General features: G+C 62.5%; 7 protein-coding genes. 4 read left to right on the plus strand and 3 right to left on the minus strand.

Annotated elements, in window-relative coordinates; genetic code table 11:
* Positions 1–269 precede the first annotated feature (269 nt).
* On the minus strand, positions 270–4,142 hold the full coding sequence (locus tag E5673_RS18540; protein WP_136191140.1) for a hypothetical protein: 3,873 nt from the start codon (positions 4,140–4,142) through the stop codon (positions 270–272).
* A 426-nt stretch (positions 4,143–4,568) separates the two neighbouring features.
* On the opposite strand from E5673_RS18540, the gene E5673_RS18545 reads away from it, so the two are divergent.
* Positions 4,569–4,775 (plus strand): hypothetical protein, encoded by a 207-nt coding sequence (locus tag E5673_RS18545; protein WP_136191141.1) that lies wholly within the window; start codon positions 4,569–4,571, stop codon positions 4,773–4,775.
* 69 nt (positions 4,776–4,844) lie between these two features.
* The gene (locus E5673_RS18550) at positions 4,845–5,309 is read left to right on the plus strand and encodes a hypothetical protein (RefSeq protein WP_136191142.1); all 465 of its coding nucleotides are present in this window, start codon (positions 4,845–4,847) and stop codon (positions 5,307–5,309) included.
* A 620-nt stretch (positions 5,310–5,929) separates the two neighbouring features.
* On the opposite strand, the gene E5673_RS18555 is transcribed toward E5673_RS18550, so the two are convergent.
* On the minus strand, positions 5,930–9,025 hold the full coding sequence (locus E5673_RS18555) for a hypothetical protein (RefSeq protein WP_136191143.1): 3,096 nt from the start codon (positions 9,023–9,025) through the stop codon (positions 5,930–5,932).
* Between the two features lie 388 nt (positions 9,026–9,413).
* Between E5673_RS18555 and E5673_RS18560 the strand changes: the two genes are divergently transcribed.
* Positions 9,414–10,418 carry a hypothetical protein gene (locus E5673_RS18560; protein ID WP_136191144.1) on the plus strand — a complete coding sequence of 335 codons (1,005 nt, stop codon included), beginning with the start codon at positions 9,414–9,416 and terminating at the stop codon, positions 10,416–10,418.
* Complete coding sequence (locus tag E5673_RS18565; RefSeq protein WP_136191145.1) at positions 10,415–11,551, plus strand: hypothetical protein; 1,137 nt, start codon at positions 10,415–10,417, stop codon at positions 11,549–11,551. Before E5673_RS18560 ends, E5673_RS18565 begins: the two co-directional genes overlap by 4 nt.
* A gap of 61 nt (positions 11,552–11,612) precedes the next feature.
* Here E5673_RS18565 and E5673_RS18570 read toward each other — a convergent pair whose 3' ends face one another.
* Entirely contained in the window at positions 11,613–15,065 is a 3,453-nt protein-coding gene (locus tag E5673_RS18570; RefSeq protein WP_136191146.1) for an AAA family ATPase, read from the minus strand.
* Between the last annotated feature and the right edge of the window lie 80 nt (positions 15,066–15,145).

The raw sequence follows: 15,145 nt of genomic DNA on the forward strand, positions 1-15,145 counted from the left end.
GGTCGATGCCGTTAAGGTGGAATGCCGTCTCTTCCTACCGAAGGACGTATGATTATTCGCCTCTCTCGTCGCATCAGCTGCCGTGACCCAGACCCGGTCACTCACAGGCTCTTTCGGTTTCCCCAACTTCGACCGCTCGTTCATCTCGCGGGAGGCAGTCTGACCGGCAAGATTTGGGACTTTGCGGCCATTCCAGCGGCGGGCGCCGAAGGGCAGCTTCCGATGGAAGCGGACGTTTGCGATCTTGCCCAAGCGGCAAGGCCGGCACCTCATGAAGGCAGCTCGAAAAGAATTCCGACGACCTCCATCAGCATCGTCAATTTAGGTAACCCCTGTTCCCCGCCGAAACTTAGCAACTCGGCCTGCGTCGTCCCATCCGGGTTGAGGCTCTCGAGAACAATCATCTGGCCGTGCGGTCGAAACCGCTTGAGGTACCGGGCGCCGGCATCGTCGATGGCGATCACCAGCCGCCCCGCCAATTGTCCAATCGCCGCGCTCGTCATCAGGATCGGATGGGTGATGATGTACTGGCCATCCAGAGCCACGGGTTCCGCACTGCGCCCCTCGACCTGAAACAGTTTGGCGTTCTGGAGCAGTGCGTGGATCGCCGTGAAATCGGCGAGCGGAAGGAACTCGACATTGTTCGCCTTGGGCGGCACCGGGAGCCGGTGTTTCGCGAAGAGCGTACCGACTATCTTCCGCATATGTATCTGCTCTTTTGGAGCGATCACGGGTTGAGCGAGCGATGTCGGATCGGTGGCTTGGCCCGTCAGAACGGCGATGTGCGGATGCACTTCGGCTTCGTTGTACCGACGCGCGAGCAGCTGGTCCTGAAACGAGGTGACGACCAGATTGCGCTCATGCACTTTTGCATAGTTGCTCACTATGATCACGTCGCCGATATCAGCCACCGGGTCGAGCGTTCCCGCGGCCAGCTGAAAGGCGGCGTGGTTGTACAGCGTAACCTGCTGAGCTTCCGGCAAGTCCGCCATCGTGATCAGGCCGTCACCCGCGCGCCCATCGGTCCTCGCCGCCGCGGCGATGCCGGTATAGAAAAGCGGCACGGCTTTGAGGTCAGCGGGATCAGTGGTCGGGAACTCCACCACATTGTCCATCCAGGCGAACAAGCGTGGCTCGCCCACATGGGCCTCGAATTCAGCAAAGATCTTGAAGCAGGTGTGAAGCCTTGATTCGACCCTCTCTTCCCAGAACTTCCTGACGTCGATCGCCTGCGCGACACCGATCGTGCCGTCGAAATGATGATGTGCCTCGTTGATATGCTGCATCGCCTTACCGCCACCGCCGCCTGCGATATATTCGAGCAGCTTGCCAAAGGACGGGTTGGTGAATGGCGGCACGCTCGCAGTACGCCGCGCCTTCATCAGCGTGGCGAGATCGTCCAAGGTCTTGTTGACGATGTCCGGATCCTCGGCACGAAGCATGATCTTTAGCAGATCTTCCAGATAGATGCGGACCTTCTGGACATAGGCATGTCCCTTCTGGTCGTCGTTCGAGGCCTGTGCGTCGGCGAAAGCGCTGGCGAGAGAGTCCCCGAATATGATCGTCGCCACCTTGGAAGCGTTGCAGAGGCGCACCACCAGGCCCTGCTGGCCGGGCAGTTTTTCCGAGTTGACCAGCATCTGAAAAAACTGGCGCTCATGGGTGATCATGAGGAGCTGCGCGCCCGCGATGTCGATCGGATCTGCCTTGCCCAGCCTGGCGATCTCCTCGGCCCATTTGCGTTTGTTGCGCGGATCGAACGTGACCTGAGGATCGTCCAGCAGCATCAAAGGAAATGGATTGGCGCCAGCGTCGATGATGGCTTGCTCGCGCACAGCGAGCACGAAGGCCCAAAGGATCGCGCGCAACCAAGAGCTGTTGGCGACCACGGACGCGTCGACACGCACACCGGGATCAAAGCTGCCGGCGATGAGGACCCCTTTTTTCGCCAGGACTGCATCCTCGAACGACAGTCGCTCCTTGAAATGGATCCGCCCCAGGATTGCTTTCATCCGCTCGGAAAGCGCCGAGATCGATCCTGCAGTCTGCGCGGCGACGAGCAGACGTAGATCCTTCAGAGGCATCAGCGCCGTGGCTATCCCTTCCCGAATGCGTTGCTGCTCGTGGATCGGAAGCCACAGATCAGCTTCCTTCGCGGCCGTTCCCAGGTCCTTGGCGAGTTGATCGAGCGGGGCAGCGCGCTCCAAGGCCGCTTCCAGTCCCTGAATCCTGCCCTCGATAGAATCGGCCGGGTAGGTTCCTTCCTCGGCCGCGCTGCCCGCCATCTCGCGCCAGCCGGAGACGAACTGGGGCCGATGTGTCTGCCACCATTCAGCCAGCGCCATCACACGCTCTACCTTGGCGATATAGTCCAGCAGCCCGGATGCCACTGACGGCGAGGTCGAATCAGGCAACGTCATTGTGTGCACGAAGGCGGGCAGCTTCTGCGTTATGCCGTCGACCGCATCTGACGCGAATGCCGCTACGCCGGTAAGGACAGTCGAGAATGGCGCCCCTTGGACGAACACCTGCTTGGCAGCCTCCGAAAAGGCATCACGCGGCTGCATCGCCGACAAGGTGTCGAAATGGGCGTCGACGGCCGGCGGCACGGAATCGCGGATCGACTTCTCGAGCTCGGTACAAACGTCGGCCAGTCTTCGCTCTGCGACCGACGCCGCCTGCTTCAAGGCGGCAAGCTCGTCGGCGAGCGCAACGCGCTTCTCGCCGGTCAGCTTTCCCTCGCACAAAGGGCAATCGGCGATCTCGTGAGTATGCGACGCCGGTTCGTAGAAGCGGGACGCCAGCGCCTTCAACCGTAGCTTTTGATCTTTAGCCTGTCGCTTGTCCCAAAGCATCGCTTCGGCGACCCGGGCCTTTGCCTCGGTAAGCAGACTTGGCAGCGCCTGAAACTGCGTGTCTGCCGGAGCATTTGCGAGCGCCTTCCAGGCCGAGAAAACATCGATGCCTTTGGAACTGTCGCCCAAGATCGCGCGCGCTGAGTTGACCGCAGCTCTGATCTTGCCGCGATCGTCCGCGTTTGCCGTTTCGAGTGTCGATGCAATCTCCGAGGTCAGCACGGCGAGGTGTGCAGCCGCTTGGTCCGATGCTGTCTTCGCGACGTCGCGGAGCTCCTGGGCGTAGCCCGTGTCCTCGCGCTTGCCCGCGACCTTCAGGTTGAGGTCGATCGCGACCGCTGTTTGAGACGCGCGTTCAAGAGCGGCTTCGAGGCGCGCCGCGATGGTGTCGCCCCCCTTGTCCAGAGTATATTTGAGAAAGCGCTTGGACCGATGGGTGAAGTTGGCCGCGCCATCGGCGATGGCGGCGAGCTGATCGAGCCCGGTTAGGAGTTTGACCGCATCGTAGATCGACTGGCTGCGCTCGCCAAAGCCGATACGGGAAAGGCGAGCCGGCATTAGGAGTCCGACCTCCAGCAGCTGAGGCGCCATCAAGAGGTCGGCCGAAATGTCCACCTCGATCACGGGCTGGATGCCCGGCGCGGCCAGCAGTCTGCGGTATGCATGGGCGGTGTTGCCGGCCGGATCGTGGAAGGTCAGTCGGACCCAGGTCTCGGCAGCGCCGGCCAACGCGATCGCGCTGGTCGGATAGGACACAATGGAGGGCCAGTTCCCGATCGCGGAGCCAGCATCATTCTCCACCGGAGTTCGGACTCCGGTCTCGAGATGCAGCCCATCTTGGTCGCGGCAACGATAACCGGTCATCGCCCAGATGATCGCGCTGGCCAGCGACGTCTTGCCCGATCCGTTCTGACCCTCGAGACACCAGTTTGCCCCGTCGAACGGTACGGAAAAGGAGGGACCCCCGACCTGATTCAATCCGCCGAAGCCGCTAGTTTCAATTCGGGCCAGGCGCCAAGGGCCGGCATTCGTTGCCGTCCCGCTCTGTTCCGTCTCGGTCGCAGGATCGAAGGTCTCAAGCTCCCAAGCCGCAATCAGATCGTCGAAGAGGCTTTCGTGCGCGTCGGCCACTTTGGATTGCTCGCAGGTGAGCAGGAAGTGAAATAGGCGCCTCCCGCCAGCGGAGGCGAGGTGCACTGATCCTGCCTTATGGTTGCCGAACTTCGGCCAAGTGACCGGCAGGCCAGATAGAAGCCGTTGTTTTGCCTCGTAGAATGAAAGCGCCATGTCCCCCCCGTGGAGGTAGGATAGCGCCGTAAGAGGTTGTCTATCCAGAGCAATAATAGCTTCAAATTGGATCGATCTCGCCAGCCGCTAAACTTTATCGATAACAGCATTCAGAATGATTCACCGACCACCGGAACGACCGTATTTGGGGCGCATGCTTCCAGACGATTACACGCCGTTCAAGCGGCATGTTTTAGCAGAATCTGTCGTTGAAAGGGCGACCCGCGAACGACGCATTTTGGGCGTGAACTGCCGCGGCCGAACTACCGATGAGAGACCCATATTCGGCCTTTCGTGAGGACTTCTGCCCCCCGACGTCAAATATTCCTTCATGTCTCGACGCGGCTTTCGCCATCGCCGCGAGGCGCGTAGGTCTGAACAAAGTCCAGCGGCCAACGCTGGTGTCGTAGGAGGCGGGACAGTCGAATGAAACTGAGGATCAGCCTCGCAGCACTCGCTATTGTTACCGCGGCTACGCCTGCATTCGCGCAGAGCCAAGCGCAGCAAGACCGGATCGACGAGGTCTCACGGTTCGTGGTCACGGCGCCGATTTGCCGCAAACTCGGAATGATGGTCGATCCCGCTTTGCCCGATAAAGTCGAGGGTGCGTTCGCAACTGAGACGTCGGCGTAGTTACTCGCTCCGGCGGCGATCGAGCGGCTGAAGCTAGCTTCGATCCAGCGACAATCAAACGTCCTCAAGGTGGACCTCGAGACGGCGTCGGCTAACGCGAAGACCGACGCCCAGCTTCGCCAAATCGGATCGATCCTGCGCAGCTATGGGCAAACCTGTCTTGTTGCTACTCGGGACCCCATCTTCTTGCAGGTCATCACCGCGCCGTCCGGTTTCGATCTTGATCGCGCTGCCACAGATACAGCCGACGGCATGTTGGAAGCTGGGGGGCTGGCAAGTTGGCAGACTCCGGCGATCCAGGCCCGGGGTGACATGATGATGGTGGCGGGCGCGTGCCGGAAGCGGATCGGCAAGGCGCGCTCGGACGCGTTGGTCGCGGAGTTTGGTAAATCCGATAGCCCGCGCACTCGGGATTATTATCTGAAGTCGTTCGACGATGCGTTAAACGACATTGAACTCAACTTTGATGTCGCGCAGTGTAATCGCCTCGTCACCCGCTATCGCGCCGCTATTGCAAGGGCAAGTGCAAGATAGCTGCTTGTATTCGACGACCGACCTAGTTGTGGACGTTGAGCCCGCCTTAGGCACTCCCCGACCCCGGACGATCATTCATCTTACAGATACGAGAGCCGATCGCACAAAGTATGTAACGTTACCCGGTTATAGGTGGAGCAAGGCCGAGAGCTTGAAGCCGCGCGATGACTTCATCTCGGTTGAGCGGGTTGGTTGCTGCACGAAGTACGAATGGGAAGCCGGCACCTAGGTCGATGTGCTCGTAGTCCTCCCATCTGCCGCGTCCATACTGACGTCGGAGCTTGAAAACACGTTCGTCTATGCCGTCTCCATCGCTTTCACCGCCAATGAGGTACGCCTGTGCATCCGACATGGAAACTCCGTTCGCTTTGCCCCGGCGTAAGATCATGCTTAAACGAGGCAGGTCAAGCGACGACCCACACTCGGCCATTTAGGTCGACCTCCGAGCTTCCCAAAAGCGGACGCTCGTTCATCTCGACCTCGCATGGGCTGCTTCGCGCCCAAATTTGGCTGTTCACTTTCGCACGGCGCCCTCCCGAAACCTGACCCGCAGCTATATCGGTTATCTGCTGGCTGAGATCGCCGAGCTCGAGGGCGTCGCGCGCCAGAGTATCTGATGTCTAGGTGAACGGCTGGAGCAGCTTCGCGGGCGGCAGCGACCGCTGCGGAAAGCGCGCGCGAACCCGCCGCGCGACCTCGCCAAGCGCATCGTCGCGTTCGAGCGCCCCCTCGACCAGCCAGGCGGCGCTCTCGCGGTCAGCGCGCCTCTGACGGCGGTCGCCGGTCAATGCATGCTGCCTGGCATCCGCACCCTGAAGCGCCGCCGTCCAGCCGGCCTCGGCCCCGTCGGGATTGATCCCCGCCATGATCCGCTCGAAGCCGACAGGGGCCATTTGCCGGGCGAGCCGCAGGAACAGCAGCGGCTTGTCGAAAAAGGGCTGGGTCTTGCGCCCAAGCTGTGCGCTCGCGGCCGCGACATGCGGTGCGATCATCGGCTCGAGCAGGTCGGGGTGGGGGTTGACGAGCTGGGCGACAACCGCCGCGCTCATCCGCCAGTGGAAATGGCCATGGCTAGCGAGACCGACTGTCTTTCCGGCGATGACCTGACGCGCGGCGGTCTTAGGCGCCAGCATCGCCAGGCGCACCGACAACGGCTCCATCTCATCAAGATGTGCGGCGATCATCGCCCGGATCGATGCCTTGGCCGACGCGGCATGGAAGGCAACCTGCAGGAATATTGCGACTTCATGGTACATCGCGCCCCAAGCATCGCCGATCGTCCGGTCGATCCGCGCCCAGTCGATATGGGCGACGGTTGCCTCGAACTGGCGTTTGGAGACCTCGCCGATGAAGCCGAGCAGCCACGCCGCGGTCTGGAAGTCGCGGCGGTTGATCGCGGAGACCTGCGCGGCCAGCTCCTCCGGCGTCCAACACGCCGCCAGCTGTGCCGCCACGGCCCGCATCCGCGCGGTCGGCCCCTTCTTGCCGGCATAGATGCCGAGCGTGTCCGACATTCGCAGCGCGTGCCAAACCATGTCATGGAGCTCGTGAAAGCTGTGGAAGGGCCGGACGCGCACCTCCTCGCCGATCGCGGGGAGCAACGCTTCGATGAGGTCGAGCCCGAATGCTTCGTCGTCCCAGGTGAACAGCTCGCAAAAGCTCCCGGCGGCGGAGAGATAATGGTCGCGCGGCCAGCTCCGCATCGTCGCGAGGCACGCGTCGCGGTCGATCGCCGCGAGATAGCGTGTCCGCCAGCTATCGGGACGATGGCGCATGCAGGACGAGACCATGCCTGCCGACTCGCAGGCCAACACCGCATCGCCCTGGCTGACCGCCGCCGCGACTCGCACCGGATCGGCCAGCGCGATGACGCCCTGTGCCAGTGCCGCGTCCTTCATGCCAATCTGTCCGATCAGATGGCCGATACCATAGCCGGTGCCGGGCAGCGGCGCGCTGAACCAGTCTGCTGCGACCTGCGCATAGCCTTGCGAGATCGTCGCCGCCCAATCGTCGACATAGCTTTGCAGCTCGGACAAGAGCCAAGCGGCGCTGCGCCGCGCCTCCGGGCTCTCGGCACCCCAACAGCGCGCGATCAGCGCGGGCAGCCGCGATCGATCGACGAGGTGCGTCCAGCGCGTCGGGAAATTGCCCATCATGCGCAGCTCGGTGAGAAGCGCCGAGATGCCCGAGAGCGGATAGGTGCCTGCCGCAATGACGTGATCGACCATCGCGCCGATCGCGGCACGCCCTTCCTTGGTTTGTCCCTCCAGCACCCGCGCGATCAGGACGGTGGCCAGCCGCTGATGCGGGCAGCGGAGATCGTCCTCCGCCAGCAACAGGCGCCGCTCGATCAGCCAGGTCGTCGCCTGGAGCCGCTGCTGGGGGGCAATGCTGCCAGCATCGAACAATCCCGTCAGATCGTCTGGCTGGGCGCGGGCATCGCGTGTCGCCAGCTGGCGGATCGCGGCCGCGGCGAGAACCAGGTCCGCATCGGCGGCGCGCGCGTCCTCCGCCGATTGCTGTGCCCGACGCCAACCGCCGCCGAGGATGAAGCAGAATTGCCACGGCCGCTGCGCCGTCGCGGCGGCAGCCAGCCGGTCCTCGATCGCCTCGTCGCCGATGGCATCTCCGATCCGGTCGTCGATACGCTTGACGATGCGCGCCGTCGCCGGGAGATCGGCACGCAGCCCGGCGGCGATGACTGCCACGGCCTGTGCGGGATCGATGCGGATCGCGCCGGGGAGCGGTGCCTTGTCGTCCGCGATCGTGTGGGCGCTCAATAGCCACTGCGTCGCGCCGGCAGCTTCCTCGGCACGGCGCAGCAATTGTGGGTCCGTCAGATGGGCATCGTCGATGATGTGCAGGGTCGGCTGGTCGCCGGGTGCAAGCGCGAGGGCACCAACCGCGGAATCCTTGAGCCGCAGCACCCGCCAGCCCTTGTCATGGGCGCGCTTTGCCAACTGCAATGCGCACACCGACTTGCCGGCACCCGCCGTCGCTACCAGCCGCGCGCTGAACCCTGCTTCGAGTTCGCGCCACAGCCGGTCGACCTGGGGCAATTCGGGACAGGCGCTGACATCGGCAGCCCCGAGCGGCCGCCCGAGCAGCGCCGGGCCAAGATCGCGCGCCTGATCGAAGCGCTCATCGATCCACGCTTCCTGGGCTTGGTCCGGGGGCGCTGTTCCGAGCGCGCCGATCACCCGGTCGGGCAACGCCGCGAGCGCCGCCATCAATTGAGGCAGCTGGACGCCAAGCCCGGGATAGAATTGCTCGATAATTGCCGGGTGCTGGGCCAGCTGCGACACCAGACTGTTCCAGCCGAGCGCATTCACCGGGAATTTCCCGGCGGCGATGCGCTGCCGTGACACCGCCAGCGCATGCGCCTGGAGCTTGGCGTCGTCGGCAAAGGTCGTTGCAAAGGTCCAGCCCGACAGGGTCGGCACGAAGCCCTCCGCCTTGGCGAGCTCAGCATCGAATTCGCGCGTTGTCGCCTTCTTGCCGAAATTCCGATCCTTGCCCTTGCACTGGACGCCGAGCGTCTCACCGGGGCAGTCGGGCCGCGCACCGTGGATGTCGACGCCATGCTGCACCTGACCGCCTCGGCCATGGCGCTGCGCCAGCGGATCGTTCCAGATTGCCGCGAATAGCGCCCGGCACAGTTCCTCGAACGTCTCCCAGAATGCTGGCGGATTGATCTGCTGCGCGAGGAATTCCATCGCGCCATCGTAGCGGATCGTCCTGCCGGAGTCAGTGCCGACCCGTGCGCTGGCAGGGAAGCGTATCGAGGGTGAACTTCTCGAACGAATACCTGGGTCGGCTGGTCATGCCGACTTCTGTCACGCGGCTGCGAGCGCGCCAAGACCGAGCGGTCCGATGGCAGTTCAACTAGTGACCGCTTAATCAGGTTGTCATGCCAGAAGCTGCTAGTCCGTTGACCGCCAATAGCTGCCTTCCTAGCGTTGGCGCGCCGAACGGCTGGAAGTGGGCCGCAAGCAGATAGGCAGATTTCTAGGATGAACCTCGAAAAACAACTTTTCCGAACCGTGACAAAAACTCGTCTGCGCGCCACGATGCCTTCAATATCTCTGGGGAGGGATACGCAGGATGCCAGAAGCGGGAAAAGATAAGCGTGAGAAGACTCAACTGAAGAAGGCGGTTCGCTCCGTCGTTCTAACTCAGGGCAACGAGTTTATCAAAGAGCTGCTGCGGAAGCACAAGGTTCAGATCGGCACCAACAAGGCGGATTTTTCAAAGAATCTTCTTGCCGCCATTGACGCCGGCACTCTGACTCGACCGATGATCGAGGAGTGGCTCTCGGAAGTCGAGGGTTGGGGGAACCAGCATATCTACCTTTTCGAACCGCCGAAGATCCCGGTCGGAGAAATTGGGGGCAAGCTGGCAGGATCGGACTACGCCGAATTGGTTGGAACCGCGATCAGCTATGCCTTCCCGGCGGAGCTCGAGCTCAGCGGCGTTTTACTCGCTGCGGATCATCTATCCCTTGCCTGGCACAAAGGAACAGACGGCTGGGAGCGTGCGCCATCAAAGGACTTCCAACAGGTCGACGACGATGGAGAGCTCTACAAATATAATGCCTATCGGCAGCGCTTCGATCGTGCCGTGGTGCGCTTCGCCTGGCGGTTCGCGGACCCCTATTGCTCGGTGATGATTCAATTACCCATCGAAGGCGAAACGCACGGGGAGGTGCATACCTTGGTGCGGAACGATCTCAAGCACATCGGAATTTACGAGAACGATCCTGTGCGGATTCCGCTGAGCGAGGCATTCAAGGCCATGACCCTCAAGCAGGACACAGTCGTCCAATCGACGCGCATGATGACCGACGGAGGGCATGTCGATGTCGTCGCGACGTTGAGCGAGGGGGGCATTGCGGATGTCCAGGCCCTACGGGAGGCTCGGCGCGGCGTCGATGACAAGAGCTTCGCGGGCACCGATGGAATGTTCAATTTCATGCCTGATCAGCATCCGGGTCTCAGCCGCAACGTGAAGGTGCAGGGCTATGGCCTTGAAAGCCGCGTACGGATCTGGGTGCAGTGCAAGCGCGAGGACGTCTACCAGGTGCTCGGCGTGATCTGGTCTAATGCATGAGCGAGGCTGAGCTTAGGGCGGCCTTCGGCAACGTCGCGGTCGATACCCTGCTCGCGCGTATCGCAAGCGGGACGACTAGCGAGCTCGACCCGCCGTTATTCGCCACTGCGCTCGGGTTTGACGAAGCCAAGACACGACAGTTCCTCGAAGCTGCAGCGGCCGCCGGCCTCGCCGAGGCGCGGAAGATCGCCTCCTGTCCCAATTGCGGGGAGCCGCTCGATGCGGAAGCTGCGGCTGGCGAGCAATGCCCCGTCTGCGACGAAGCCTTCGCCGATAACGGGGGCGTCGTTCACCGCACCGTTTATCGGCTGGAGGTTCGCAGAACGCGCGACATCGCCTGGCTAATCGCGGTTCACGGGTTCAATACCCATGGTCCGTGGCAGCAGGAATTCAGCTGGCGCATCGCCACCAAGCTCAAGTACAGCGCTCCCGTTCTAGTCTATAAATATGGGCTGATCCGCTTCAGCGTCCTCGTCCGCTGGCGCCACCGCGCGCTGGCGCGGCGGCTTGGCACCACCATCCGCGCGGCGATGGTCCACGCCAAGGCTAGCAGGATTCCCGAGCCGCCCGACATCGTCATTCATAGCTTCGGGAGCCAGCTGTTCGTTCAGCTTCTTGCGCTCACTGAATTCGACGACCTTCGGTTCGGTCGGGTCATTGCAGCAGGCAGCGTCGTGCGACCCGACTATAACTGGTCACAGCGAATTGCGCAGGGCCGTATCGAGGCGATCTTCAACCATTGCGGAGGCAGGGATTGCGCGGTTCCCTTTGCGCAATTCTTCATCCCAGGGACCGGCCCGGGTGCGCGCCATGGCTTCAGCGACGTCGCTGCAATCAACGTGCTGGACTCCAATTACCGGCACTCGAGCTGCTTCGACATGGCCGAGCTCGAGGCGAACCTTGCAGACGGGGGCTTGTGGGATCGCTTCCTGCGTCGTCCTCCTGAAACCTTCGCCGAGGAGCCGCAACGCCGGCGCCCAGCACCTTGGCGCCCCGTCTGGCGACCGATCCGTGCGGGCGTGCGTCTCGTTGGGGTCGGCCTGATTGTCGTGATCGCGGGGCTGGTCCTCACCCTCGTGGCGATCGGATGTCTAGACGTGCTCGTCTGGCCGGGCTTGGAGAGGATCAGATGACCATGCGTGACAGAATCGGGGACATTCGACGCGGGCAAAGGGGAGCCGTCGCTCAAGTGCCCTATCGCGAGTCGCCTCGCTCGGTGGCGGCTTTGGCAGCGGCGATCGCGCGCGCAGACACGAGGCGCGCTCGCTCCACGAACCAGTCATGGATGGCGCGCGAAAAGGGCGCCTTGGGGCCCATATAGTCCGGTGCGCGCGTGGCGAGCGCGTTTTCGTCGCTCATCAATTGGCCGACCCGGCCTTCCAGCGCCTCAAGTGCCCGGGCTTGCTCACGCCAGCGCTCCTCGGTGAGTTCGCGCCGGTCGAGACCGAGAATTCGGATGGTGGCTTTGCCGCGCGGGCTGCCGTCAATCGCTGCGACTACTCCGTTCTTCCCGAACCGCAGGTGTTTGGAGGGATCATCTTCGTACGGGTAGAGCAGGAAAGGCCGCTCGGCCGCGTTCAGTCCCGGAGTGTCATGTGAGGGATCCGCGACATGGGCACCCTCTACTTCGAACAAATCTGATTTGGCGTTGTTGCAGCGCGTGCAGGCAGGCAGCAAGTTGCGCCAGTCATAGGCCAACCAGTAATAGCCGTCGTGCGGCTTCCCATCTGCAAGCGCAACGGGTTGCTTCGTCGCGCCAGCGCTCACGGTCACATTGCCTTTGGGGCGGTAATGTTCGGCGTCGCCGAAGCCGCTCGCCGTGACATGCACTTCGCAGTACGCGCATTTCTCGTGGAAAACGTTCTTGAGTAGCCAGGCCTTCAGGTCGGACCAAATCCTGTCGTCGAGCTCGCACGCTTCGCCCGCAGCCCGTTTCGACATATAGTCGGCCATCTTTTTTGCCGCGCGAGCAGACCAAGCCTCCCACCATATGCGCTGTTCGCCAGTGAGCTTCGCGGGATCGAAGGGGACCTTGATCATCGGAGGTTTCCCACTTGCTCCTCGGACCTGGCGGCCTCGTCGAATTCGGCATACACACGCCGCCTGGCGCCTTCGAACGCGATGCGCTCCTGGCGATTTTCGTAAGGCGGCGGTACATCGTCCAGAAGCGTTCAGCTCCAGATATCGCGCGTCCTGGTCGGGCGTGCGCTCAGACATGCCGAGCAGCTCGGCATACTCCTCGCGCAACGCTTCCCAGTTCCGGTCGCGCGTCGAGGCCATGTCGAACGGTGGATCGGTCAAGATCTGGTCGACGCGGTAGCCCTTGTACGAGCGCTCTAGCTGCTCGATCGTGAGCTCTCGGCCGACCCGTGATACCTTGACGGCCTCGCCCTTTTCCAAGCTCCCGACCATCAATGCCGAATGGGTGGTGGCAACGACCTGCAGATTGGGAAAGTTCGTCCGCAACGTGGGTGCGAGAAGCTGCTGCCACTCCGGGTGCAGATGGCTGTCGATCTCATCGACCAGGACCAGCGCACTTCGCTGCAAGGGGTCGGGATCGGCTTCACCGATCTCGTAGAGTCGCTGGATCAAGGTGCCGAGCCAGCCGATCATCGAGGTCATCCCCTGACTGACGTACGACATCGGAAGCTCGCCATCAGACGTCATCAGCAGGATCTCGCCGTTTTCATCACAACGTGAAAAGCGCAGATCGAATCCGGGCGCCATTTCGTCGATAACTTTGAAGAAGCTGCTGAGCTTCCGACTCGCGCGCTGCTTGTCGCGAGCGGTCGCTGAGGCGTCCTGTTGCACGGCATAGGTCTGCCGAATCCATGCCTTGAGGTCCTGGACGCGAGCGTCAAACGCGCCGTGTAGGAGCGGGAGGACGTCGCTAACCCGCGGCAGAACATCTCCCGTGGGCGCCTTCGGCTCCATCATCATCGGCATATCCACGCCGCGGATCGCGGTGAAGCCGAAAGCCGCGAGTGCGCCTGCCTGGAGCGGCGACACTCCTGACTTGAGGTTCACTCGCTCTCGCTCGACGCTGATCTCAACGCGGTAGGTAACCGGCTGCGGTATCGCGTCGATTTCCAGCTCGACAATGCCGAACTTCTGGCCGCGTCTCAGCAGCGTGCGGGCATAGGTCTGTGCCTCGCGGTCGGTGCCCGCGAGGACGAGCGCGATTGCGCGCAAGATCGTCGACTTTCCGGCGCCATTGTTTCCGAGGATGACTGTCCACGATGGCGATAGCTCAACAACGGCCTCGTCAAAGGGGCCGATATTCTGGAGTGAGACGCGCCGAAGGAGGCTGACGCGCGCCGGCTCGCTGGCAGGCGCATACGTCAACGCACGTTGGCGAGCGCCAACAGCATCCGACAGTCTGCTAGTAAATTTCGCAAACGCTTCCCGGTCCGCGATCTCGATCAGTTCGGTATTGTACCGCGAGCGGAATCGCTCGGCCATCAGGTCGAAGTCAGGATCGTCGTGTATCAAAGCGAAGTGGGTCTGCGCGGCCGGTCCGAACATTCCGACCGCGTCCCAAAGCGCCTCAATCTCGTTTGTCGATAGCCCGACGAACAGCAGCGTCCGCGCCGCAAACATCGACAAAAGGGTAGAACGCAGATCGGGCGCTTCCGCTAGGCTGGTTTTGAGTTCTGTGAACGTGAGCCGTACCGTGCCGGGCTGCTCGAGAGCTCCCGCCAACTGGAGCAGGAATCGGCCCGGCTCGGTCATCAATTGCTCGAAGTCGGCACTGGAACGCGCAGTGAGCACACGCGTGTTGACGCCGCCTACCGCCTCCACCGCCGCCGAGTCGAAGGCTAGAGACACGAATCCCTGGATTTCGACGTCGCGACAAAGTCGCCGTAAGTCTGCGGTCGGACGGGTGTCGGCATACAAATCGTGCGCTATCGAAAGAAGAACCTCGCGCCCCACGCGTTGCTCGAGCAGCTCAGTCGCCGCGTCCAAGTCGGACCTTTGCAGAAGGCGCTTGAGGCTTGCGCGGAGCTCAGGCGCCCCAGCATCCGATAGTAGCGCATCGGGAACGGTATAGGAGGCGCGAATGAGGAACTGCTCGCGACTCGGCGCCCCATCACGCGCAAGAGAGGAGCCACCCATAAACAGAATCGTCCCCCCTCGGGCGCACGCCTCGACAAGGGGGTCGGGGACCCAGAGCGGACTGCGAGGCGGCGCGGCCTTGAAATCAACATCGCCTTCGTCGCCACCGCTCTCGAGTTCCTCGTCGATGTCTTCCAAGTTCGCGCGGCCCCAAGCCGCTAAAGCTACGTCGCGCGCGCCTTCTGCTTGTGCCTCGAGATGACGCACCTGATCGAGTAGCTGCCGGCGCTCATTATTTGACCGCCAGGACAGGAAAACGATGAGCGCGAGGGCCACAAGAGCCAATGCAACTGCGCCCCCCAGAAGCGACATTTGATTAAAAGGGCCGAATGAAGCCGCGCGCGCCGGCGCACTTGCTAAGGCTACGCCGAGCGCTGCCAGATTCCCAATTCTCTTAGTCAACCCATCCCACACAGGCTGAACATAACGGCTCTTCGCGACGGAAGCGAGGGTCGGCGCGATGCGATGCGCCGCGTCCAGGTTCGAGCCGAAGGCGCGCTCCGACGGTGCGTACATGGCGATGTTTAGCACGAGTTCGCGACCATGCCGTGCCCGTCGGCGTGCCGACAGACGGAGCAACGACGGCGGACAGTCCCGTGGCCGGGGACAGG

Source organism: Sphingomonas sp. PAMC26645 (genome assembly GCF_004795835.1).
Classification (GTDB): Bacteria; Pseudomonadota; Alphaproteobacteria; order Sphingomonadales; family Sphingomonadaceae; genus Sphingomonas.

What these genes read in the sequence shown, in the direction of transcription:
- E5673_RS18545 (WP_136191141.1), top strand. Translation starts at nt 4,569, where the DNA reads ATGAAACTGAGGATCAGCCTCGCAGCACTCGCTATTGTTACCGCGGCT.
- E5673_RS18555 (WP_136191143.1), bottom strand. Translation starts at nt 9,025, where the DNA reads ATGGAATTCCTCGCGCAGCAGATCAATCCGCCAGCATTCTGGGAGACG.
- E5673_RS18540 (WP_136191140.1), bottom strand. Translation starts at nt 4,142, where the DNA reads ATGGCGCTTTCATTCTACGAGGCAAAACAACGGCTTCTATCTGGCCTG.
- E5673_RS18565 (WP_136191145.1), top strand. Translation starts at nt 10,415, where the DNA reads ATGAGCGAGGCTGAGCTTAGGGCGGCCTTCGGCAACGTCGCGGTCGAT.
- E5673_RS18560 (WP_136191144.1), top strand. Translation starts at nt 9,414, where the DNA reads ATGCCAGAAGCGGGAAAAGATAAGCGTGAGAAGACTCAACTGAAGAAG.